The organism is Flavobacterium sp. 270 (genome assembly GCF_004368785.1).
GTDB lineage: Bacteria > Bacteroidota > Bacteroidia > Flavobacteriales > Flavobacteriaceae > Flavobacterium.
Map to the genome: position 1 here is coordinate 342,809 of NZ_SODM01000002.1, position 22,433 is coordinate 365,241.

A 22,433-nucleotide genomic window follows, 5' to 3' on the forward strand; every position below is an offset into this window, starting at 1 on the left:
GATTTTGTTTTAAAATTATTCTTATGTTCCAAAAATTAGCCTTTGTACTTCTTCTTGTCTTTATTTTAAATTCCTGTGCCGTTCAGCAAAAAAGCTTAGAAACAGACGATTGGTATGCTTTTACAAAAGCAAATACCGCAAGACAAGAACCATCAAAAGTATACGAGTTTACAGATGGAATGATTCGTATGTACGGAGAAGAAAATGGTTGTTTGATGACTAAAAAAAGTTATAAAAACTTTGAACTTACTTTAGAATATAGATGGAATCTTGAAGAGAAATACAAAACAAAAAGCACCAAAAACAGCGGTGTCATGTATAACATTCCTTTGGACGCATCTGATAAAATCTGGCCAAAAGGAATTCAATTTCAGATAAAAGAAAATACTACCGGCGATTTTATCTTTTTGGATCAAGTGACCGCAAAAGTAAACGGGAAATCGATCGAAGCCGGTGCAAGTGTGGTTTCTGCTAAGTTTTTAGCCAATGAAAATCCGTATGGTGAGTGGAATTCTGTTGTGATTAAATCTTTCAACGGGAAAATCACGCAATATTTGAATGGTAAATTGGTAAACGAATGTACGGAAGCTTCTTCTACAGAAGGGAAAATTTCGTTGAATTATGAGCATTCGCCAATTGATTTTAAGAATATTAAATTGAAAAGTATTCACTAAAAATGAGAATATCGAAAGAAAGAAAAATAGAACTTTTTGTTTTTGCATTAGCAATTATATTTATCTTAACTAGTTTTATAACCTTTAGAGGTTTTCATGCCAAATTTTACAATAAAACTGGAGAAGATATCGATTCACTTATCATTGCCGGAACTTTAATAGGAGAACTTAGAAACAACAATTCTACAGAAAAAATCAGTTTTAAGAGTTTCGAATTTGACAGTAGTTATCCATATGACGAAATAAGCGGCATCATAAAAAACAAGAAATTAGATCAACTAAACTGGAGCTGGTGCGGCACAGAAAGATATACCGAATCTAAAGGCTCTTATAGTTTTGATATACGAAAAGCAGTTGACGAAAAAGGTAATGATTGTTTATATTTAGTAGAACATAATAAAAAAGCTTTTTTCGAAGGAGAGTGAAATTTTGGCTAAAGCCTTTTCTTTCAAAACATAAAAAAACCTCCAGCTAAAGCTGAAGGCAATTCATTGAGTTCAATGTTTTAAATGAACTTATATTTCTTATATGGTTTAAAAACTTAAGCTTTCAACAACTCCAAAATCTTATCCACATTTACTTCACTATAATCATTAATATAAAAATCACAAGGCGGAAGCTGTTCTTTGGTATGTGTGCTCAAAACGCCAACGACTTTCATTCCGGCATTTAGCGCTGCGGAAACTCCCGAAAATGAATCTTCAAAAACCACACAATCCGACAGAGAAACACCAACACGCTCTGCTGATTTTAGATAAACTTCCGGATCTGGTTTATGATGTTTTACGTCTTCGCTAGACATCATCGAATTCATTTTGTTTTCGATTTGTAAAGCGTTTATAATCAAATCGAGATTGGCGCGCGGTGCAGAAGTTGCAACAGCAGTTTTAAAACCACGTGATTTTAGTTCATCAAGAAACTTCAAATAATGCGGAATCGTTTCTACTTTGTCTTTATAAATTTCACGGAACATGGATTCTTTTTCGTCTTCTAGTTTTGCAAGTTCTTCTCCGGCAACAGAACGCTTAAAGAAATGCGTCATAATGTAGCCGTTATGTTTTCCGTACATATGGTCTTCAAATTCGTCTTGTGTATAAGGAATTTTGTATTTATCAAAGAAGGCTTCAAAAGCTTTTACGTGATGCGGATTGGTGTGACAAATCACGCCGTCCATATCAAAAATAACACATTGCTGGCTCATATATTTTAGTTGTATTTTTAATGTTGACAAGATACTGATAAGTGTTGTTTGTCGCAAAGTTTAATTTTGCCACAGATTAATAAGATTAAAAGGATTTGTCTCTCGCAGATTTGGCAGATTTAGGAGATTTTAATTCTTGTAAAATAATCCGCTTAATCTGCCAAATCTGCGAGAGTAAAAAACTTTGTGTCTCTGCAACTTTGCGAGATTAACTTAAACTTAACCAATCCAAATCCTGCTTTTAACTAAATCTACCGTCTGTCTTAAATGCTGATTCAACGCAATAAGAATAATTAAAACTACCAAACCATAACCTACAATCGTATAAATCTCCATATTTGTTAATAAGGTTGATTGCTTGGCAACGGTGCTAAAAACTTTTTTCAACGCCAAAGTATTAGATTCGTCAAGCGAATATCCTTTTGCCATAAAACTTTGGCTTGTTTTGGCTAAAGTTTCCTGCGTTTCTGCACTACTGTCGGTTACGAATTGACTTAATTTCAAGAAATGTTTTTTGTTTAAAAATACAACCGCATTCTGCATAATGCAAAAACCAATTGTACTTCCCCAAAATCTTCCCGAAACGCCGACAATTCCAGAAGAAACTGCCATATTTGCAGGAACCGAAGAGGTTGTAAATAAAATCAAAGGCACAAATAAAAGTCCTACTCCAATGCCTTGTAAAACGTACGGAATTATAATATCACTCAGCGAAACATCGGGCACAAAAAGAAACGTAAACCAAAAATGAAATACTGCAATAAGCGAAAATCCAATCATAAAAATGTATTTGGTCGACATGGATTTCATCAGGAAAATTGCTCCGAGAATTAATCCTATTACATTTCCGAATCCGTTGATGTACTGCACGCCCGCCACTCGCGACGGGTCCCAATTCCAAATTGAATACATGGCTCCGTGACAAAGGCTTAATGTTGCTCTGCTGATATAAAAAAGGAAAAATAACAGAAAACCAATACGGAGATTGGCATATTTGAAAACTTCAAAATTAAAACTTGGTCGTTTTACCAAAAGTTCTTTAAAGATAAATAAACCTCCCGTAATCAGCGAAATCATTAACATGAGAACCATTTGTGAAGATTCAAACCAATATTTTTTCTCGGCATAAACAAAGAAATAAGCTCCGCAGAGAATTGAAGTCAGAATCAGGAAATAACTCATCCAGTCGATTTGGTATAACGGAATTTTCTTTGTGATTCGATGTCCTTTAAAAGTAACTAAAATCAAAAAAACATTCAAAACCTGAAGCATTCCCGAAACATACAGCATGTATTTCCAATCGTAATGATCGAGAAACCAAACGGCAATATTCATAATAAAAGGTGTTGATAATAACAGCGAGCCGTAATAAAATGAAAACCCAATAATTATGGCATTTTTAGAATGAAAACGCTCAATCAATAATTGTCTGATTGTAATTACAGGCAATGCCATTAAAATTCCTTCGGCAACACGCATCAATAAAAAAACGGCAAAATTGGTAATATAAGCTGACGAAACAATCGTGATTCCGATAAGGGAATAAACCATCATCAGATAATTTTTGGTTGGAAAAAAACTCGAAAATCGACCTTCGATTAAAATTGTTGCCAGCAAAGTTCCGTAGGTTACGCACATTGCAAACTGCAAATCTTCGGGCTCAATGTCCAGAAAACTTGCTGCATAAGTTACGTTTGAAGTATAAACTCCAAGCAAAATCATCGAGTGCAGCAAACAGACAAATAATATGATAATTATTGCCCAATTTGGAACCCAGGATTTAAAAATACTCGTATCGTTCATTTTATTGATGTGCTGCAATAACGGTTATATTCATTCCAGCTCTCAGGAAATCGGCTTTTTTGTCGGTTTCTTTCAGCTGAATTCTAACCGGAATTCTTTGTTCTATCTTCACAAAATTTCCTGTTGCGTTGTCTGGAGGCAAAAGCGAAAATCGCGCGCCACTCGCCGGAGAAAGTGAGGTAATTACACCCACAAAATCACGATCGCTTACGGCGTCGGCTTTTATTTTTACTTCCTGACCAACCGTTAAATACTGCAATTGAGTTTCTTTAAAATTGGCAGTAATCCATTTTTCTTTACTTACAATAGAAAGTAAAGTTTGTCCTTCTTTTACCATTTGTCCGGGCTGCAAAATTCTTTTTCCAATCCAGCCGTCGTAAGGCGCTTTAATTATCGTGTACGAAAGGAATAAAGCCGCATTGTCTGCCACTGCTTTTTTAGATTCTATATTGGTCTGTGTTGTCGGAACATTGGCCTGTGCCTGCGAAGTGCTTAAGTTTGCAGCGTTAATACGATCACGCATTTCCTGATAGTGTGCCTGCGCAGCTTCATAATCTGCTTTTACTTTTTCTAATTGCTGAGACGTTGCCGCTTCTTCTTTTACAAGCGCTTCGTAACGTTCAAATTCGAGTTTTGTTTTCCACAAAGTTGTTTTTGCTCCGGCCAATTGTGCTTCGCCAATTGCGGTTGAAGTTGCGCTTACTGCCACACTTTTCTCGGCAACAATACTGGTTTGTTTCGCACTTTGTACATCGGCCAAAGCCACATTTAGTTTCGATTTATACTCTCTATTATCAATCACCACTAAAGTATCGCCTTTGTGCACAAACTGATTTTCTTCAAAACGAACTTCCTGCACATATCCCGTAATACGCGACATAATTGGCGTAACGTATTGCTCGACCTGAGCATCATTGGTTTCTTCGTGATTACGATTGAAAACATAAAACCAAATCCCTAAAATAACGCCGCTGATAACCAGCGCACACGCAATAATTGTAATTATAATATGAAACGATTTATTTGCTCTAGTTTCATTTTTAATCTTTACCATAAACTTATATCTATCTATTTCTATTCTCTATATTCTATTTTCTCTAAAAAACTAAATCTCATTTGGCATTGCGCCTGCTGTATGCAGTAATTCGTAATGTTTCATAACGGCATCAATTCGGGTTGAAATCTTATTGTATTTTGCCTGTAATAAAGCGTTGTCCGCATCAACCATTTCGGTAATTAAAACCAATTGATTAAGGTATTTCAGTTTTACAATTCTGTAGTTTTCGTCTGCCAGTTCTAAGGCTTTATCAACCACAACAAACTTTTCGAGAATCTCTTCGTATTGTGTATGATTTTTGAATAATTCGTCCTGAACTTTATCTTTCAAAATCGCTGTTTGATTTTCCTGCCACTGAATTCTGGTATTCGCCATTTGAACTTTGGTTTTGTTTTTATACAAACCCGAAATATCAAACTTCGCAGAAACTCCAATTTGCCCTAAAGTGTACAAATAAGGATTTGGCGGAAAAAATTTGTAGTTGGGATAATTAAAACCGTAATTTCCGAAGAAATTGATGCTGGGATAATAATTGCCCTTTACCAGATTTAATTCGGTTTTTCTAATGTCAACTTCCTGATCTGCTATTCGCATTTCTTCATTTTTAAAAGCTTTGTTCAGATAAGAATCATACGAATCAATTCCGTTCATTTCGTCCAGATTTTGCGTTGTATCGATGGTTATTTCCTCGTTTTCCGGAAGCTGAACCAACGTTTTAAAATCATGAAGTGCGATTTTGATGTTTTTTGAATTTGTCAAAGCATTTAATTCACGATCCGAAAGTTGCAATTCGGCACGGATAACTTCATTTTTAGTAACCGTTCCGTGTTTTTGTAAGGACTGCACTTCTTTCAATCGGCTTTTTTCTTCTTTGATATTTTCTTCAAAAATTTTCTGAAGTTCCATCATTTTATAAATTGCCAAATACGTATCCACTACCGCTAACTGAATATCGTTTTCTGTTTTTTCTTTTTTAATCTGCGAAATCTGATTTTCCTGATTGGCAATTTTTATCGCATTGTTGATTTTATTTCCTGCGTAAATAGGCATCGCAAACGAAGTTCCAACTTCATAGATTTCCGGAATTGCTTTTGTAACTACTTTGTCTTTTAAGAATCCGCTTCCGCGAAATTCGGTGATGTTGGTAATTCTGGAGTACATTCCGTTTAGTTCTATTTCCGGAAGGCGCTGTTCTTTATTTTCTTTAATGTTTTGCTCAGAAAGCGTAATCTCAAGTCGAGATTTAAGGATGTTTTTGTTGTTTTCTTTGGCTAGTTTTATCGCTTCGTTTAGCGTAATCGAATGTACTTGCTGTGCCTGCGAAGTACCAACTGCTAAAACAATTAAAACTAACATTACCTTTTTGAGAAAACAATCTACTGTAATAATCGATTTTTTAAGGAACATAAGTACATAAATAATTATGATGCAAAGTTCCTTCATTTTTTTATTGACTGATAATTCTAAAAAGCCAAGAACGTATTCATTTCAGCCAAATGTTAAAATATTGTTTTCCGAAAACGTTATATTATAACATTGAGAAACAAAGGGTTGTGTTTCACGCAGATTTGAATAGATTTAGGCAGATGTGGCAGATTATTTTTTAATATTCATTTTGATAAAAATAAAGATTTGCGTTAATCGCTTTAATCTGTAAAATCTACGTGAAAATTATACTCTCGCAGATTTTGGAGATTTAGCAGATATTTTTAAAATAATTTACGCTCATAAAATCAGCTTAATCTGCCGAATCTGCGGGAGAAAAAATTATTTCTGCTGTTCCAAAATCTCTTCACGATTAGAATAATCAGACGGACGCTGTCCAAGTATTTTAAAAAAAGTATTACTAAACGTTGGAACACTATTATAGCCCACTTCCAGCGCTATTTCTTTTACAGAAAGTTTTCTTTCTAATAAAAGTTCGATTGCCTTTAAAATTCTTCTAATGGTATAATATTGAATGAAAGACATTTTGAGATCTTTTTGAAATAAACGTGATAACGATCTTTCGCTATAGCCAAACTCATGCGCTACGTTTGAAAACAAAATGGTTTCGCCCAGATTATTCTCGACGTGGCGTAAGATTTTACCAAGTCGTTTGTCTTTGGGCTGTGGTAATTCTAACGGAAGATTGGTTGGACAAATCTGTGGTAAAATGGCTTTTATGGCTTTAGCAATGGTAAAATTAGGCGTTCCTTCTTCAAGATGTCCATTCCAGCGATTGGTAAAAAGCATCATTTGAAGCAAAAGGTTATTTACAGGATAAATGCCTTCGTTTTTATAAAATTCATCTTCGCCATTTTCAATCGGAAAATACAGATTTCGCATCATCACCTGTTCCGATTTTGGTTCGATGCTGTGTTCTAATCCGGCGGGAATCCAAATAAAATGTCTTGCAGGTAAAAAGTAAGATTTCGTTTCGGTTGTCACAAAAACTACATCGCCTTCTGCATAGAGCATTTGTGCTTTTTCGTGTTTATGTTTTGGAACAAACAATTCACCCATTATATTATGATGACAATAAATGCTTTTTTTATCGGCATCTACTTTCTCGATATAATATTTATCTACTTTAAAGGTTGGTTGTTCCATTGAATTTTTTTAACCGCAAAGAGCGCTAAGTTTTACGCAAAGTTCGCTAAAATTATTTATTGGACAGATAATTTGCTCGCAAAGACGCGAAGTCTTCATTTTTTTAGCCACAGATTACAGGGATTAGAAGGATTTTTGTTTCACGCAGATTGAAAAAGATTTTAGCAGATGTTTAGATGATTTCTTTTTTAATGCTCTTGCAGATTCGCAAATAAATTAAAAATTTGTCAAATCTGCGAGAGAAAAAATTATACATTCCAACACAAAAAAATCAAAATTAAATCTGCAAAATCTGCGTGAAAGAAAAACTTGGCGTCTTTGCATCTTTGCGAGATTAAAAAAAACTTTGCTTGAGTCTTCGGCACAGTTAAGCAAAAAAAAATGCCTTTTCTTAACGAAAAGGCATTTTTAAAAAACTAAGCGGTCTGGACGGGACTCGAACCCGCGACCCCATGCGTGACAGGCATGTATTCTAACCAACTGAACTACCAAACCCACTGCTTATTGTGAGTGCAAAAATACAACAGAAGTTTGATTCTGCAAGGGTTTTTGCGAATAAAAATCAATAAAATTTTAACCCCTTAAATTCCAATATTTTAAAATTTCAAATTTCAACTTTATAAACCTATTTTTTACAATCTAGTGCGATTTCCCGTTCCTCGAAATGACAAACTACACTTAATTACTCACAAAAAAATGCAAGGTTAAAAAAAAGGTTTGAAAAGCTTATTAAAAAAACCTTGCGTAAATCTTAGCGCTCTTTGTTATAAGAAAATCTTGCTATAAATTTTGGAATTTGGAATTTTTCCTGGATTTCAGGATTGGATTTTACCTTTTACAAAAGGTCTTAAATCAAAAAAGCCATCCACAAAGTGGAAAGCTTTTCATTGGTCTAACTACTAAACCGAGCTGAGAGTTACAAATTCTCAGCAAAACAACACAACTAATCTTAGATACCGTATTTGGGCAAAAAAGCCTTTCTTTACAGAAAGGCTTCTCCCAATATTGCGGTCTGGACGGGACTCGAACCCGCGACCCCATGCGTGACAGGCATGTATTCTAACCAACTGAACTACCAAACCTCTGCGTTATTGCGGTTGCAAAGATAGTACAGAATTTCATTTCTGCAAGTGTTTTTATAAAAAAAATTAAATTTTTATTTTAATCGTTATCCAAAGTTTTGTTTTTCAACTAAATAAGTGGTTAATATTTTTTCAAAATTATCGCCCACATTTACCGAAACGTACTTAATTTGGTTCTTCGCGCAGGTTAAAGCTAGATTTTTAAAGTACGCTTCTGCTCTTTTTTCGTATTCGTCTTTTACATTATCAGCATAAATGGAGACTTCTTCTCCTGTTTCTACATCGATAAATTTGCGAGGTGTATTGTCAAAATCAAATTGAAGTTCGGTTTTATGATCTACAACATGAAATAAAACTACTTTATGTTTATTATGTTTTAGATGCTGTAAGGCGCTGAATAACTTCTCATCGTCTGCCGACTGAAACATATCGGTAAACAAAACAATCATCGATCTGCGGTGCATTTTCTCTGCAATCTGATGAAGATAGGTAATGGTATCGGTACTTTTTTTGACTTTTGGCTGTTCTAATAATTGCTCCAGTTTATTCAAAAGCATTCTATGATGACGATCGCTTCCTTTTTCTGGCGCGTAATATTCGTAATTATCTGAGAAAACACTCAAACCAACGGCATCGCGCTGTTTCTTTAAAATATTCATTAAAACTGCCGAAGCCAAAACCGCAAAACCAATCTTTTTTTCGTAAAAAGGCTGATTTGATTTCAGTTCCGGATAATGCATTGACGACGAATTATCGACAATAATGTGACAACGCATATTGGTTTCTTCTTCAAAACGTTTGGTATATAAACGGTCAGTTTTGGCAAATAATTTCCAATCGATATGTTTGGTGCTTTCGCCGGCATTATACACTTTGTGTTCCGAAAATTCGGCAGAAAATCCATGAAACGGACTCTTGTGCATTCCCGATATAAAACCTTCTACAACTTGGTTTGCCAACATTTCGAGATGCTGAAAACTGGAAACTTTCTCTATTTCTGATTCGATTTTCATTCGGTTTCTTTTTTAATATTTTGTGCGCGGTACAAACCGTCTGTTGCCTGAAACAATTTTCGCTTCAAAATCGGACTAAAATTAGGGTTTTCTTTTAAGAATTTCTGTACTTCATCAAAAGCATATTTCGACGAATATTTTCCAATCGTATTGTTCAGCCAGTCTTTCGGAAAGAAAATATCTCCGGTACGCTGAATTTCATCAATCAAATCTAATGAAAATCTGATATACTTTTGTGCACTTTCCTGACGCAACGGATGATGAATATTAGCCAATCCTACAGAAACCCATGATTCTTTTTCTCTGTTTTTATCGTCTTTTAAAGATTCCATAAAAGCATTTCTAACGGATTCTTTTTGAGATAAAGAGGGAAGCAGAAATTCAAAACGTTTTACTTTGTCTGGATTTGTAATCGCAGTTTTCGCTTTCGCTAAAATTTCATCGGCTTTTTTATGTTTAAAAATCGCCAGATTCATTGCCATATTGGTATAATCGTCTTCGTTTAATTTTAAGCCCGAAATAACGGTTTCTTTCGTCCAAATCTTGTATAATTTTTCTTTTCCAGAATCAGAATAGGCAATTGAACTGAATAAATTGAATAATGTCTTTTTGATATTACTTGACAAATTGGTTTGCAAACGCTCGAAAAGAATATTTTCTAATTGTTTCTGACTTGCAATTTGTTGTTTTTCGGTCAGGAATTTCCAAAATATATTGCTGGTTGAATTCGTGATTATTTTCAAAACCAATTCATTTTGTTCCGTTTGAATTCCTTTTACGAAACAATCAAAAGCTTTTATTGGCGAAACATTTCCTGCTAAGGTGTTTTCATAAATATTAATATAAGTCGAAGCTCTTGCAACCTCATCTTTTAGAGTTAAAACAGACGCTATAGTATTCCCGTCAAGCGGAAAAACTCCGTAACCGAAACCATTATAATTGTAAATTACATCAATTGGTTTTGGAAGTCCAATAACTTCTTTTAAAAGCAAATCTCTTTCTTTTAAATTGACATTTACCACTTTTACACTATCATTGTAAACCAAACCAATTTCAAAAATCTGAGGCCAGACATTATCCGATTTACCTTCTGCTTCTTGAAAGATTAAAAAACTCTTGATTCTATTTTGATCATCGTAATCAACTTTATCTGTTATAATTGGTCTTCCCCATCTATTTACCCAGATTTCACTCCATTTCTTCATATCGAGAGGAGTTTCTGCATCTAAGATTTCGACAAGATTATTCCAATCTGCGTTGTCGTTGGCATATTTCTCAATATACTTTTGAATTCCTTTCTGAAAAGCTGCTGCCCCCATAAAAGCTTCAAGCTGGCGCATCATAATGGGCGCTTTGTTATAAATAATAGCACCGTAAAGTGAGCCTGCATCTTTTAGATTTTCCAAATGTTGTTTTATCGGATGTGTTCCTAACGAACGATCTTCCGCGTAAGCGTTAGGATAATGCGCCGTAAGAAACTGCAGATTATGATTGACTTTCGGGAAAATTGGATTCATGATTTTGTCGGCCATAAAATTGGCAAAAACTTCTTTCATCCAAACATCATCAAACCATTTCATGGTGACTAAATCGCCAAACCACATGTGTGAGGTTTCGTGCGCTATTAGTTTTGCGCGATCTAATTTCTCGCTGTCGGTTGCGCTGTTATCCAGAAACAAAGTCGATTCTCTGTATTGAATCGCGCCAACATGTTCCATTCCGCCATATTGAAAAACGGGAATTGAAGCGAAATCTAATTTCTGAAATGGAAATTTATAATTGGTATATTTTTCTAAGAAATCTACGGATTGCTGGTGCAGTTTAAAAATGGTATCGGTGCTGCTTTGTATTTTTCCGCGATCATTTTCGCGATACAAAAAAGTCATTTCTCTGTTCTCCGGTTTCTTTGTAACGCTATTAAATTTTCCGGCTACGAAAGAAAACAAATAAGTGCTCATTTTATCTGTTTCACCAAAAGTATATTTTGTAAAACTGCCTTGCTCTTGTTTTTCTTTTACAAATCCGCCAGCGAGAACAGACCATTCTTTTGGAACAGTTAGACTCAATTTATAAGTTGCTTTTATATCGGGCTGATCAAAACACGGGAATAAGGTGCTCGCACGATCCGGAACTAATAAAGTATAGAGAAAATCATCGTTTCGGTTGAGAGATAAATTTCCGGCAATGAATGAAATTACAATCTCGTTTTGCCCTTTAACTAATTTATCAGCAGCAATAACAATATGTCCTTTTTCATGAACAATAGCAATGCTTTTTCCGTTTACCAAAATTGATTTTATATTTTGGGTTTTCTCTTTAAAATCTAAATATAAAGGTTCGCTTAAATCAGCTAAAACAAGATCTAAACTAAGATTGGCATTAATATCCTGCTGTTTTTCATTCGGAATTTCAAAAGACAATCCGTACGTAACTTTTGAAATTTGCTGTTTTCTAAAACGCGCCATTTGTTCTGAAACACCGTTTTCTAAAATAAGATTTTCGTTCTTTTTTGACTGAGAAAAACCAGAAGTTAGTATTATAAAGAAGATAAGAAGGCTGTAGAAAATTTTCATTTTTAAGGAATATAAGATTCGTAAAAATAAAAAAAAAGTTTGCCACGAATTGCACGAATCCTCACGAATTTTATTTTTCATTTTAATATGAAATCATCAACCAAAAAATGTAACCTCTCAAGACAAAAAATAATTTGTGAAAATTTGTGGAATTCGTGGCAAACCGAAAATCAAAAAAGGCTTGACTCTCGCCAAACCTTTTTCAACTAACTAATTCAAAGCTATCCAAATTAGAATTATTCCGTTTGTTGAAAATCAAAGCTTAAATCTCCTGCATTATAACTTGCAGAAACATTTGTTGGAAAAGTTTGTGTAGTTCCCGCAAGCCATCTGTATTCATTAATCGTAATATTCCCAGCAACAATTGGATAAGTTACATTGCTATTATCTGCTTTACTCTTTTTATACCAATCATTAGAATTCATGGTAATCATGTATTTTTTGTCTTTGTCTAAAGCCAATTCACTGATTTCTTTAGATACCTGAACGTCTGCAGTTGCAACATTTAAAGTTTCTGAACGCAATACTGCTTTTGATGTATAGTCCCAAATCGTAACACGAACCGCTGCATTTATTGCAGGAAGTTTTAAAGTAATTGCTTTAATTTTTCCTTTTACAGTTGGTGTAAATACCAATCCGAATTCATAATCTCCAGAATTTACAAAGTTTGCCACAGTAGTAAATCCTGTTTGTGTATAATATGCCGTTAATGGGTTTTCTGTTGCAAATGTTGGTCCATTGTCTTTGTCACTGCTGCAAGAAACTGCAGAAAGTGTAATAATTAAAAGTGCAAGAATTGTTTTTAAAGTTTTCATAATAATTTAATTTATCTCGTTCTTAATTTGGTTTTATTTCTCTTAATTATATCAGTACGTTTCTTCTAAAATTTAGAGTTGAATATTGAAGTGCGAACAAACTTCTTCGTAACTCATTTTAGAATAATCTGTTTTTGCAGCTTTTCCTGTCGTGGCTGCAACGCCTCCTGGAATAAGTATATAGCGCCATGAAAGAGATGTTGGAAGTCCTACTGTTCCGTCTTGTGCATGTTTAAATCTGAACAGTTTGATTTTCTGTAAAGTTGAAATAGCTGTTATCGTATTTACTGCACTGCCTGCTGTAGAAGTGTAAGGCAGTGCATAAGTGCCACCCCCAAAAGACATATAAACTAATATGGTTCCTTTTGAAAGAATATCTGATGATAGTTCTGGCGCATTAATAGAAGTAGACAATCCAGATGTCCCATCTATCGTTTCTGCAACTGCTGTTGGAGCTGTTATCCAGGCGCTATAAATAACATTTGCTGTTCCTGTTGCTCCTTTTTGTCCGTCAACTCCGTTAGTACCGTTAGTTCCATCAGCTCCGTCGTCACCGCTGCATGAAACAGCAAATAATGCAATTGATAAAAGGGTAAAAATGGTTTTTAAAATTTTCATAACATTTTGGTTTAAAAATTGATTAAATAATTCTTTTTTAACTTAATAGCTTTATTTTTGCATCAATCAAAAGGCATTATTGATTTGTTTTTGATTAATTACATGGCAAATGTGCGTGATTAAAATCGGCATGAAAACCACTAATAGACAAACAACATTTTAAATAGACAGACGACCAATTTTTAGTCGTTTTAGCGATTTTTTTATTTAATTAAGTTCCGTTTTATGGTTAAAAAATACACTTGTATTATTGTTGATGATGATGAAATAGACAGGCTTACGGCGCTTTCGTATGCTAAAAAATTTCCAATTTTGGATATTGTGGGTGTTTTTGAATCGGCAGAAAAAGCGTTACCGTTTATCGAAAGAGAAAAAGTTGATATCTTGTTTCTGGACATTGATATGCCGGGCCTAAACGGCATTGATTTTAGAAAACAAACGTTAGAGATTCCGATTTGTATTTTTATCACCGCGCATCCGGAACATGCTGTTGAGAGTTTTCAGATCGAGACTTTAGATTTTATTGTAAAGCCATTAAAACTGGATCGCTTTACCCAAACCATAAACCGAATTGAGGAGTTTATGGAAATAAAACTAAAAGCTTCTCTTTTTGAAGCAAGCATTGGCGGTGACACTATTTATATAAAGGAAGGCCACGAACAAACAAAGGTAAAACTCCACGAAATCTTGTATCTGGAAGCTTTAAAAGATTATACGCTTGTGATTACAGATAAAAAAAGGCATTGTGTTTTGTCGAGTATTGGAAATCTGCTGAAGGAAGATCATTTTCAATCTTTTATTAGGATTCACAGAAGTTATGCGGTTCAAAAGCAATTCATTCAAAAAATAAATTCAAGTGAAATTATCTTAAATAACAATATTGCCATTCCGGTTGGAAGAAGCTATAAAGAAAACCTAAACCTGATCTCATGAGAAAGTTAGGTTTCTTGCTTTTATTCTTTATCAGCTTTCCTGCTTTTGCACAGCAAGAACCTAATTTGGCGCGATACAAAACCGACGCCGAAAAACTGAAAGTCTGGCTGCAGTATTGCAAAGCATTTTTAGAAACCGAAGATTATCCAAAACTTTTAAAAGCTGCCGACAAAGGAATTCTTCTTTCAAAGAAGCATTATGCATATACGTCGAAGTTTTATTTCTTAAAAGGAAATGCATACGAATTCAGCAATAATCAAAACCAAAAAGCTTGTGTAAACTATGAGACTGCTTTAAAATATGCTCAAAAAGCCAGGCATCTCAAGAATGAAACTTCTGCTTTAATGCGTCTTAGTTATGCGTATTACGCTCTTAATGACACTTTAAAAAGAAAGAATTTAGTACACTATATTAAGCAGGTTCTTGACACAACAAAAAGCGTTTACGTCAAATCTGTTCTTAACGGAAGTCTTGGCGAATATTACCTTGACAATGCACAATATGAAACTTTTATTAATTACCAGCTAAAAGCTATTAATTACAAAAAACAGCTCGACAAAAATGTTGCAAACGAAGAAACCATTGGTGTCTCGTACAGCCAGATTGCGGCCGCATATACCAAAATGAAGCTTTATAATAAAGCGCTTGAGTATTTAAGTTATGCAGAACCTTACATCAAAACTTCACCATATATAAGTGCATTTTCCTGCAATTATTATCTGCAGTGTTTTGTTCCTCTAAAAAAGCTGGACAGCATTAAAAAATACTATAGTCTCATTTATACCTATCCAAACAAAAAAGATTCTTTATTTCTTAATTTGAGTTTTGCAAACAGAAGTGTATCTGAATACTATGCAAATCAAGGAAAAATAAACACGGCATACAGTTATGCTAAAAAAGCTATTGTATTGGGTTTAAAATCTAATGATGAAGATATTATCATGGAGGCCAATGCTGTAATGGGAAGGATTTTATATGAAAAAGGAGAATATAAAAGCGCAATAGAAACACTTAAAAAAGCCTCAAAAAATGCTTTAGCATACGACAAAGAGTCTTTTGTAAATATTAATAAAAAACTATCTCAAAGTTATGCCGCATTAGGAAATTGGAAAGAAGCTTACCAATACAATGAAATTTACAGCAAAGCCAATGATGAAATGATGCAGCAATCGGCAAAACAGAACATTTCTAATGCCGAAGCCCGTTTTCAAAACAAAGCCAAAGGGCAGGAAATCAAGAATCTTTCGATTCAGAATACCATAAAAAACATTCAGATTGAGGAAGCAAAGAAACAGCGTTACTTCTTAATTGGCGGTCTTTTATTGGTTGCCATTATCGGATTATTGCTTTTTAATCAAAGTAGAAACCGCAAGAAAACAAATCAACAATTACAGCTTTTAAATCAGGAATTAGACGAGGCCAATAAAATTAAGGCTCGCTTTTTTGGCATTTTAAATCATGATTTAAGAAGTCCGGTTTCTAATTTAATTCACTTTTTACACCTTCAGAAAGAAAGCCCGGAATTAATTGATGAAGAAACAGCTTTGCGTATGCAGACCAAAATTATTTCTGGCGCCGAAAATCTTTTGTCTTCTATGGAGGATATTTTACTTTGGAGTAAAGGACAAATGGACAATTTTAAACTTCATTCTCAAAAAATTCCGGTTGCTGTTTTATTCGAGGAAACAAAAAAACACTTTTCGAGTGTAGAAAATGTCGCTTTTGTTTTTGAAGATCCTGAAAACATCACTTTAGAAACAGATGAGAATTATTTAAAAACAATCATCCGAAATTTAACCGGAAACGCCATAAAAGCACTTGATAAAAAAGAAAACGCCAAAATTGTCTGGAAAGCCTGGAAAGAAAACAATCAAATTTATCTTTCTATTACCGATAACGGATCTGGCGGCACGCAGGAACAATTTAAAGCTTTATACGATGACTCGGAAGTTATCGGAATTAAATCTGGTTTAGGACTGCATCTTATTCGGGATTTGGCAACGGTTCTTAACTGTAAAATAGAAGTGAATTCGCAACAAAATTCTGGAACTGTTTTTACTATTGTTTTTTAGTTTGCCACGAATTGCACTAATTTTCATTAATTATATATTTGATGTTGCTTAGAAAAAGTTGCCACAGATTAAATTATAATTCGTGAAAATTAGTGCAATTCGTGGCAAAAAATCCTTTTAATCCATATAATCTCTGGCAAAAACCTTTATAAATAAAAAAGGCTTGACTTTCGCCAAACCTTTTTTATATAAATCATAATCTTACGATTACAACAAAGCGTCTAAACTATCTGCGTAAGTTTGTTTCGGAGCAACTCCTACTTGTTTACCTACAACTTCACCTTTGTGAAAAACTAAAACAGTTGGTATGTTACGCACACCATATTTAGCAGCGAATTCTTGGTTTGCATCTACATCTACCTTACCAACAACTACTTTACCAGCGTACTCATCGCTTAATTGGTCAATAATTGGACCAACCATTCTACAAGGACCACACCATGCTGCCCAAAAATCTACCATTACTGGTTTATCTGATTTTAAAACTACTTCGTCAAAAGTAGCATCTGTTATTGCTAATGCCATAATATTTATTGTTTAAATTATGTCTGAGTTATTAATGTTCAAACTAGAGTACAAATTTAAAACTTTAATACAAATGAAACACCATAGATAAATTAGTTTTCATTATAAATGCATTGTTAATAGTTATATAAATCCCACATTGCCCGAATCTGTAGGTTTTAACTCATGTAATTGGAGTTGTAATTTAACAAAACGTCAAAATTTTATAGTACCTTTAATCATTTAAGAAAAATCCACACAGATGAAAGAAACTTTACATAAAATAAAAGATTATCTCCAATCTGTACATTTTAGAAAATATGCCAGACGCTTTGGTATTTTTCTTTTAGCCTTTATTGCATTACTCCTTATTGCCTGCGGTGGTTTGTCGGTTTACTTTAATCAAAATAAAACCGAAATCATTGCTAAAATTAATAGTAAAATCAATGAGAATATTAACGGAAAATTTCATATTGGCGATTTTCATTATAAATTTCTAACGGGTTTTCCTAACTTTACTTTAGCCTTAAAAGATGTAGAAATTAAAGACAATCAATGGCAGACACATCATCATACTTTGCTAAAAGCCAAAGAAATAGAAGCGAGATTAAATGTTTGGAGTTTATTGCAGCACGAAATCAACATTCATAAAATTATAATCAACGAAGCCGATATTTATGTTTATAAGGCCGAAAACGGTTATTCTAATGCGGATATCTTTAAACCTAAAAAGAAAAAGACCGCAGAAAACAAATCAAAACCAGAAACTACAATTGATGAAATAAATCTTAGTGATGTTCATCTAATTATAGACAATCATTTAGGTCATAAATTATTTGATTTTGAAGTTGCAGACTTAGACTCAAAAGTAGATTTTGACGACGATGACTGGCAGACCAATTTGTATCTGAAAACCAAAATAAACAGTCTGGCTTTTAATACCGTACACGGAAGTTTTTCTAAAGAAAAAGTCCTCGAAGGCAATTTTGATGTTTCTTATTCTGATGAAAATCAAAAAATAAATGTTGAGACCAAAAACCTAAAAATTGGTTCGGATGCTTTTGATATTGCCGCTTATTTTAATCTTGCTAAAGGCAATGGACTTTTCGGAATCAATATCGGGACGAATATTTTATGGCAAAGTGCTTCTAATTTATTATCGGGAAACATTAGTTCAAAACTAAATCAGTTTGATTTGAAAAAACCAATTGCCGTAAACTGCGACATTAAAGGCGATTTTAATGCAGAAGGCGATCCTAAAATTGTGGTGCAGGCGGTTATTAAAAATAATGAACTTACAATTCCCGACGGCGGTTTTACCGATTGCAGCTTTAGAGGAATTTTTACCAATAATTTCAACCCAAAAAAAGGATTTAATGATCCTAATTCGGCTGTTGTTTTAACGCATTTTACAGGAAATTACGAAACTATTCCGCTTAAGATTCCGCAAGCTGTAATTAGCAATTTAGAAAAACCAATTGCAACCGGAATGGTAAATGCTGATTTTGATGTGAAAAAACTAAACGGAATGATGAACGAAAAAATGATTCATTTTGAAGACGGACACGCCACTGCCAATTTGAGATTTCAGTTTGATATTGTGGGTTTATACATTAATAAACCGCGTTTTATAGGCGATGTAAATATCAAAGATGCTACGTTTGATTATCTTCCGAAAAATATTCGGGCAGAGAAAACAGCGATACAATTGTCGTTTACAGAGCAAGCGCTTTTAATCAAAAAAATTGCTTACAAACACAAAAAGAATATCATTCAGGTTGACGGAAAAATCGATAATTTTCTGAATCTTTATTACGACGCTCCCGAAAAAATGGTGGTAAACTGGAATATTTACTGCCCCAATATTGACGTAAAACAATTTTTGGGAGTTCTGAAAAAATCGCAGTCACAACAGGTTGCACAGAAAAAATCTCCGAAAAAAAATGTCAATTTCTCTAACCAAATGAAATCGGTAATCGAGAAATGCATTGTAATTATTAATCTAAAAGCCGATAAAATAAATTATGGAGCGCTGACCGCGACCAATACGCGTGCAACCCTGCAAATGCTGGATTCGAAACTGCTCCTGAAAAACGGAAACGTACAAACTTCTGGCGGCACAATTGCATTTAATGGCGCGATCGAACCGAAAGGAAATTATTATGTTTTTAGTTCGGTAGCGCAGGTAAACCGCGTGGATATTGCGAGTTTTTTAAAGTCTTTTAATAACTTTCAAATCAAATCTTTTAATCCAAAAAACATAAAAGGAAAACTCAGCAGTAATGCCAACGTTACCGGATTAATGAGTGCCAAAGGCGATTTGATTGTAAACTCGATGCGTGGCAAATTAAAATTTAATGTCAATCAAGGTGCTTTAGTTGATTTTGAGCCAATTGTAAAAATGGGCAAATTTGCGTTTCCGTTTCGCGATGTTAAGAACATTACGTTTAGCGATTTGTCTGGAGATCTTAATCTTCGCGGCGAACAAATAGACATTAACGATCTTACCATAAGTTCTAGCGTTCTTAATTTAGATATAGAAGGTGTTTATTCTTTTGGCCGAGGCACAAATCTTGCGCTTACTGTCCCGCTTCGTAATTCTAAAAACGATGCAAAACTAGAAAGCAAAGCAGAACGCGATGCTGTTAGGGAACGCGGCATTGTTTTGCATTTGATTGCTGCAGATGATGATGGGAAGATGAAAATTAAGTGGGGGAAGAAGGGGAAGTGAAATAGCTTTGTTATAAATTTATAAGAGTGTTTAATTATTATTTATATTTACTAAAAACAAATTATAAATAATGCCACAACCCAAAAATCGACTTTGGACACGAGACGAATTTATCGTTGCCTTCAATTTATACCTTGCAATTGAATACAAAAATATTAACGATAAAAATCCAGACGTTATCAAATTAGGAAAACTTATCGACAGAAGTCCTGGTTCAATATCCGCAAGATTAATAAACTTTGTGAGCGTAGATCCACGCAGAAATAGTGGTGGTTTAAAAAATGGAGGGAAGAATATCCAATCAATCTGGGATGAATTTTATAACAATAGAGAAGAGCTATCATTTCAAAATGAAGTAATTATTGCTGGTAAAGAAAATACATCAATTGAAAATAAATATGAAGATATTCTTTTTGACCTAAAAGATTTAAAAGGAGAAACTGTTACTCGTGAAATAAAAGCTAGAGTAAATCAATGCCTTTTTAGAAAAATGGTATTAATAAATTATTCTTTTAAATGTGCAATAACAGGAATCGACATTCCTGAACTATTATTTGCAAGTCATATAATTCCTTGGTCAAAGAATGAAAAAGAAAGACTAAATCTAGAAAACGGAATATGTTTATCTGCACTTTATGACAAAGCTTTTGATACTGGATTAATTGGAATTAATACAAATCATGAAGTGATTTTTTCTTCTCTACTTCAAAAGAAAAAAGATACGGATTTTTTCAAACTACATTTTTCTCCAATAGAAAATCAAAAGATACTTAAAGCTCAAAAACATTCACCAAGAAAAGAATTTCTAGAATATCATTTAGATACAATTTTTAAAAAATAAAAAAAGCCACTACAAAGTGGCTTTTCTAATTTAATCATTCAACATCCAAATAAGGATCCAAAATTTCGGCTAATTCATTTAAATAATAAAAACTCGAATCGAGCCATTCTTTATTTACAGCATTTCTTTTTTGATCTTCATAAATAAGCGTTTGTGCTAAAATGAAATTTACTCTTCTAATGTACTTTGCCATGTCTTTTGAGTCGACTGAATTATTAAAAAAATCAGTTAATTTCGATTGAGTTTCTTTTGAAAGGTTGTTTGTAATCATAATTTGAAGTTTTAGGGAAAACAAAACCCGCATGGGTTAGCTGTCCTACGCCTTCAAATTCGCGATGCGGTTGTTTCCAATACCGCCAGCATACCACACGGGCAAAAAATTTTGTTGAGTTCATAATTCGAAGTTTAGGAATTACAAACATACAAAATCAAAAATAAATTGTAAGTTTTTTCTTTATTTTGTTTTAGGGTCTAAAATGTAATTTTCCTTTACTTCTAAATTACAAAATTGATAAACACACCTTCAAAAAAATTCATAATGTTTTATTAACTCACTTGGCTTTTAAATCTCAAAATAATAGCTTTGAGAAACAATCATTAAATATAATCCGATTATGAAAGTACAAATCAACACCGACAAAAACATTGAAGGAAGCGCAAGATTAGAATCGTATTTTTCTGCCGAAATAGAAAAAAGCTTAGACCGTTTTGAAGACAAAATAACACGCGTAGAAGTACATTTTGGAGACGAAAACGGCGAAAAATTCAGCTTGCATGATAAGAAATGTGTAATTGAAGTTCGTCCTGTAAAATTACAGCCAATTACTGTAACGGAACATTCTGATACGCTTGAAAAAGCTTTTAGCGGGGCTTTAGCCAAAGCAAAAAAAGCGTTGACTACTACTTTCGAAAAAATAAAAGAACACTAAAAAGTTTAAACCATATAAGTGATATAATTTCATTTTAGTTTTACTGGAAAGAATTAATCTCGCAAAAATACAAAGCCGCAAAGTTTATATATACTTTGCGGCTTCGTGTTTTATATTTGTTTTTTAACCAATAAGAAAGAAAACTTAAATTATCTTATATCACTTATATGGTTTTAAAAAAAATTATGATTTTGGTAAAGGCGCACCAACCGCAATATCGCAACGGTGTCCCGGTTGTCCGTGAGCAGGATTCATACCTTCGGCAACCTGATTGTTAGTTTCTGTACTTAACAAAGCTGGAACAGGATTATTTCCTGCCGGCGGTGAAACCGTAAAGGTCTGCGAACTTGATCCGCTTTGTGCAGAATTTGTAGCAGCAACTGGTTTTGCAACTGGCGAATTTAAAGGTGCTCCTACCGGAATATCACATCTGTGTCCAGGTTGTCCGTGCGACGGATTCATTCCTTTTCCCACTTTTACAGGCTGTGCAACTGTAGTTGTTACTATTCTTTGTTGCTGTTGTGCCGGATTTACTTGTACAGTTTGTTGTTGTGCTTGAGCAGTCGTAGTTTGTGTTGGAGCAGAATTTAACGGCGCGCCAACAGCAATATCGCAACGGTGCCCCGGTTGTCCGTGTGCAGGATTCATTCCCTTATTTTCACTCAAAACCGTATTTGGATTTGAAGGCAAAGCTTGAACTGCAGGCGTTGCAGCTTTAGTAGTATCTTTTGCAAGTCCGAGTCTAATTAATTCAGACGTTGCGGTTGTTTTCTGAGGTTCTAATTCTTTTTTGCAGGAAACAAGAACTAAAGAACTGACTGCCAAAGAATATAGTAGGATTTTAGTATTCATAGTGGTATTTTTTAAGAGCTCTCAAATATACTTGTTTTTTGAATTTAAACCATATAAGTTATTTAAGATATTTTAAGCATTTTGGTTAGAGGATTTCTCTCAAAGAAGCACAATTTGTTTTTCCCGCAGATTTAGCAGATTTG

At 33.9% G+C, this 22,433-nt stretch carries 20 protein-coding genes and 2 tRNA genes; 7 read left to right on the plus strand and 15 right to left on the minus strand.

Annotated elements, in window-relative coordinates:
• Window positions 1–23 precede the first annotated feature (23 nt).
• Window positions 24–674, plus strand: a complete 651-nt coding sequence (locus EV144_RS08840; RefSeq protein WP_134148092.1) for a DUF1080 domain-containing protein — start codon at window positions 24–26, stop codon at window positions 672–674.
• A gap of 2 nt (window positions 675–676) precedes the next feature.
• Window positions 677–1,099, plus strand: a complete 423-nt coding sequence (locus tag EV144_RS08845) for a hypothetical protein (protein WP_134148094.1) — start codon at window positions 677–679, stop codon at window positions 1,097–1,099.
• Window positions 1,100–1,215: 116 nt separating this feature from the next.
• On the opposite strand, the gene EV144_RS08850 is transcribed toward EV144_RS08845, so the two are convergent.
• From EV144_RS08850 to EV144_RS08900, 11 genes are all read right to left on the minus strand, one after another.
• On the minus strand, window positions 1,216–1,875 hold the full coding sequence (locus EV144_RS08850) for an HAD family hydrolase (RefSeq protein WP_134148095.1): 660 nt from the start codon (window positions 1,873–1,875) through the stop codon (window positions 1,216–1,218).
• 219 nt (window positions 1,876–2,094) lie between these two features.
• On the minus strand, window positions 2,095–3,678 hold the full coding sequence (locus EV144_RS08855; RefSeq protein WP_134148097.1) for an MFS transporter: 1,584 nt from the start codon (window positions 3,676–3,678) through the stop codon (window positions 2,095–2,097).
• A 1-nt stretch (window position 3,679) separates the two neighbouring features.
• Window positions 3,680–4,732, minus strand: a complete 1,053-nt coding sequence (locus EV144_RS08860; RefSeq protein WP_134148099.1) for an HlyD family secretion protein — start codon at window positions 4,730–4,732, stop codon at window positions 3,680–3,682.
• Window positions 4,733–4,783: 51 nt separating this feature from the next.
• On the minus strand, window positions 4,784–6,091 hold the full coding sequence (locus tag EV144_RS08865) for a TolC family protein (RefSeq protein ID WP_243854643.1): 1,308 nt from the start codon (window positions 6,089–6,091) through the stop codon (window positions 4,784–4,786).
• A 411-nt stretch (window positions 6,092–6,502) separates the two neighbouring features.
• The gene (locus tag EV144_RS08870; protein WP_134148101.1) at window positions 6,503–7,327 is read right to left on the minus strand and encodes an AraC family transcriptional regulator; all 825 of its coding nucleotides are present in this window, start codon (window positions 7,325–7,327) and stop codon (window positions 6,503–6,505) included.
• A 421-nt stretch (window positions 7,328–7,748) separates the two neighbouring features.
• Window positions 7,749–7,822: transfer RNA gene (locus EV144_RS08875), tRNA-Asp, on the minus strand.
• Between the two features lie 513 nt (window positions 7,823–8,335).
• Window positions 8,336–8,409 (minus strand) — tRNA-Asp (locus EV144_RS08880).
• Window positions 8,410–8,495: 86 nt separating this feature from the next.
• On the minus strand, window positions 8,496–9,422 hold the full coding sequence (locus EV144_RS08885) for a DUF58 domain-containing protein (RefSeq protein WP_134148102.1): 927 nt from the start codon (window positions 9,420–9,422) through the stop codon (window positions 8,496–8,498).
• Complete coding sequence (locus tag EV144_RS08890) at window positions 9,419–11,995, minus strand: M1 family metallopeptidase (protein WP_134148104.1); 2,577 nt, start codon at window positions 11,993–11,995, stop codon at window positions 9,419–9,421. The genes EV144_RS08885 and EV144_RS08890 overlap by 4 nt, the downstream gene beginning before the upstream one ends.
• Before the next feature lie 236 nt (window positions 11,996–12,231).
• Complete coding sequence (locus EV144_RS08895; RefSeq protein ID WP_134148106.1) at window positions 12,232–12,810, minus strand: DUF4082 domain-containing protein; 579 nt, start codon at window positions 12,808–12,810, stop codon at window positions 12,232–12,234.
• Between the two features lie 72 nt (window positions 12,811–12,882).
• Window positions 12,883–13,428, minus strand: a complete 546-nt coding sequence (locus EV144_RS08900; protein WP_134148108.1) for a hypothetical protein — start codon at window positions 13,426–13,428, stop codon at window positions 12,883–12,885.
• Window positions 13,429–13,653: 225 nt separating this feature from the next.
• On the opposite strand from EV144_RS08900, the gene EV144_RS08905 reads away from it, so the two are divergent.
• Window positions 13,654–14,361, plus strand: coding sequence for a LytR/AlgR family response regulator transcription factor (locus EV144_RS08905; protein ID WP_134148109.1), 708 nt, complete (start codon window positions 13,654–13,656; stop codon window positions 14,359–14,361).
• Entirely contained in the window at window positions 14,358–16,433 is a 2,076-nt protein-coding gene (locus EV144_RS08910) for an ATP-binding protein (RefSeq protein ID WP_134148110.1), read from the plus strand. Before EV144_RS08905 ends, EV144_RS08910 begins: the two co-directional genes overlap by 4 nt.
• A gap of 207 nt (window positions 16,434–16,640) precedes the next feature.
• Here the strand turns inward: EV144_RS08910 and trxA are convergent, their stop codons facing one another.
• Window positions 16,641–16,958 (minus strand): thioredoxin, encoded by a 318-nt coding sequence (gene trxA, locus EV144_RS08915; RefSeq protein ID WP_035686427.1) that lies wholly within the window; start codon window positions 16,956–16,958, stop codon window positions 16,641–16,643.
• 241 nt (window positions 16,959–17,199) lie between these two features.
• Between trxA and EV144_RS08920 the strand changes: the two genes are divergently transcribed.
• Both EV144_RS08920 and EV144_RS08925 read left to right on the plus strand, forming a co-directional pair.
• Complete coding sequence (locus EV144_RS08920) at window positions 17,200–19,668, plus strand: AsmA-like C-terminal region-containing protein (RefSeq protein ID WP_134148112.1); 2,469 nt, start codon at window positions 17,200–17,202, stop codon at window positions 19,666–19,668.
• Window positions 19,669–19,738: 70 nt separating this feature from the next.
• Window positions 19,739–20,509: an HNH endonuclease gene (locus EV144_RS08925; protein ID WP_134148114.1), complete on the plus strand. Its 771-nt coding sequence runs from the start codon at window positions 19,739–19,741 to the stop codon at window positions 20,507–20,509.
• 34 nt (window positions 20,510–20,543) lie between these two features.
• On the opposite strand, the gene EV144_RS08930 is transcribed toward EV144_RS08925, so the two are convergent.
• Both EV144_RS08930 and EV144_RS24130 read right to left on the minus strand, forming a co-directional pair.
• Window positions 20,544–20,702, minus strand: coding sequence for a hypothetical protein (locus EV144_RS08930; RefSeq protein WP_317129079.1), 159 nt, complete (start codon window positions 20,700–20,702; stop codon window positions 20,544–20,546).
• A 31-nt stretch (window positions 20,703–20,733) separates the two neighbouring features.
• Window positions 20,734–20,904, minus strand: a complete 171-nt coding sequence (locus EV144_RS24130; protein WP_166670554.1) for a hypothetical protein — start codon at window positions 20,902–20,904, stop codon at window positions 20,734–20,736.
• A gap of 219 nt (window positions 20,905–21,123) precedes the next feature.
• On the opposite strand from EV144_RS24130, the gene EV144_RS08935 reads away from it, so the two are divergent.
• The gene (locus EV144_RS08935) at window positions 21,124–21,438 is read left to right on the plus strand and encodes an HPF/RaiA family ribosome-associated protein (protein WP_134148117.1); all 315 of its coding nucleotides are present in this window, start codon (window positions 21,124–21,126) and stop codon (window positions 21,436–21,438) included.
• Window positions 21,439–21,621: 183 nt separating this feature from the next.
• Here the strand turns inward: EV144_RS08935 and EV144_RS08940 are convergent, their stop codons facing one another.
• Window positions 21,622–22,290: a hypothetical protein gene (locus EV144_RS08940; RefSeq protein WP_134148119.1), complete on the minus strand. Its 669-nt coding sequence runs from the start codon at window positions 22,288–22,290 to the stop codon at window positions 21,622–21,624.
• Window positions 22,291–22,433 lie beyond the last annotated feature (143 nt).

Excerpts from the sequence above, each read along its gene's own strand:
- EV144_RS08920 (WP_134148112.1), top strand. The coding sequence starts at position 17,200 with ATGAAAGAAACTTTACATAAAATAAAAGATTATCTCCAATCTGTACAT.
- EV144_RS08930 (WP_317129079.1), bottom strand. The coding sequence starts at position 20,702 with ATGGCAAAGTACATTAGAAGAGTAAATTTCATTTTAGCACAAACGCTT.
- EV144_RS08885 (WP_134148102.1), bottom strand. The coding sequence starts at position 9,422 with ATGAAAATCGAATCAGAAATAGAGAAAGTTTCCAGTTTTCAGCATCTC.
- EV144_RS08865 (WP_243854643.1), bottom strand. The coding sequence starts at position 6,091 with ATGTTAGTTTTAATTGTTTTAGCAGTTGGTACTTCGCAGGCACAGCAA.
- EV144_RS08860 (WP_134148099.1), bottom strand. The coding sequence starts at position 4,732 with ATGGTAAAGATTAAAAATGAAACTAGAGCAAATAAATCGTTTCATATT.
- trxA (WP_035686427.1), bottom strand. The coding sequence starts at position 16,958 with ATGGCATTAGCAATAACAGATGCTACTTTTGACGAAGTAGTTTTAAAA.
- EV144_RS08870 (WP_134148101.1), bottom strand. The coding sequence starts at position 7,327 with ATGGAACAACCAACCTTTAAAGTAGATAAATATTATATCGAGAAAGTA.
- EV144_RS08855 (WP_134148097.1), bottom strand. The coding sequence starts at position 3,678 with ATGAACGATACGAGTATTTTTAAATCCTGGGTTCCAAATTGGGCAATA.
- EV144_RS08910 (WP_134148110.1), top strand. The coding sequence starts at position 14,358 with ATGAGAAAGTTAGGTTTCTTGCTTTTATTCTTTATCAGCTTTCCTGCT.
- EV144_RS08895 (WP_134148106.1), bottom strand. The coding sequence starts at position 12,810 with ATGAAAACTTTAAAAACAATTCTTGCACTTTTAATTATTACACTTTCT.
- EV144_RS08935 (WP_134148117.1), top strand. The coding sequence starts at position 21,124 with ATGAAAGTACAAATCAACACCGACAAAAACATTGAAGGAAGCGCAAGA.
- EV144_RS08940 (WP_134148119.1), bottom strand. The coding sequence starts at position 22,290 with ATGAATACTAAAATCCTACTATATTCTTTGGCAGTCAGTTCTTTAGTT.
- EV144_RS08905 (WP_134148109.1), top strand. The coding sequence starts at position 13,654 with ATGGTTAAAAAATACACTTGTATTATTGTTGATGATGATGAAATAGAC.
- EV144_RS08845 (WP_134148094.1), top strand. The coding sequence starts at position 677 with ATGAGAATATCGAAAGAAAGAAAAATAGAACTTTTTGTTTTTGCATTA.
- EV144_RS08890 (WP_134148104.1), bottom strand. The coding sequence starts at position 11,995 with ATGAAAATTTTCTACAGCCTTCTTATCTTCTTTATAATACTAACTTCT.
- EV144_RS24130 (WP_166670554.1), bottom strand. The coding sequence starts at position 20,904 with ATGAACTCAACAAAATTTTTTGCCCGTGTGGTATGCTGGCGGTATTGG.
- EV144_RS08840 (WP_134148092.1), top strand. The coding sequence starts at position 24 with ATGTTCCAAAAATTAGCCTTTGTACTTCTTCTTGTCTTTATTTTAAAT.
- EV144_RS08900 (WP_134148108.1), bottom strand. The coding sequence starts at position 13,428 with ATGAAAATTTTAAAAACCATTTTTACCCTTTTATCAATTGCATTATTT.
- EV144_RS08850 (WP_134148095.1), bottom strand. The coding sequence starts at position 1,875 with ATGAGCCAGCAATGTGTTATTTTTGATATGGACGGCGTGATTTGTCAC.
- EV144_RS08925 (WP_134148114.1), top strand. The coding sequence starts at position 19,739 with ATGCCACAACCCAAAAATCGACTTTGGACACGAGACGAATTTATCGTT.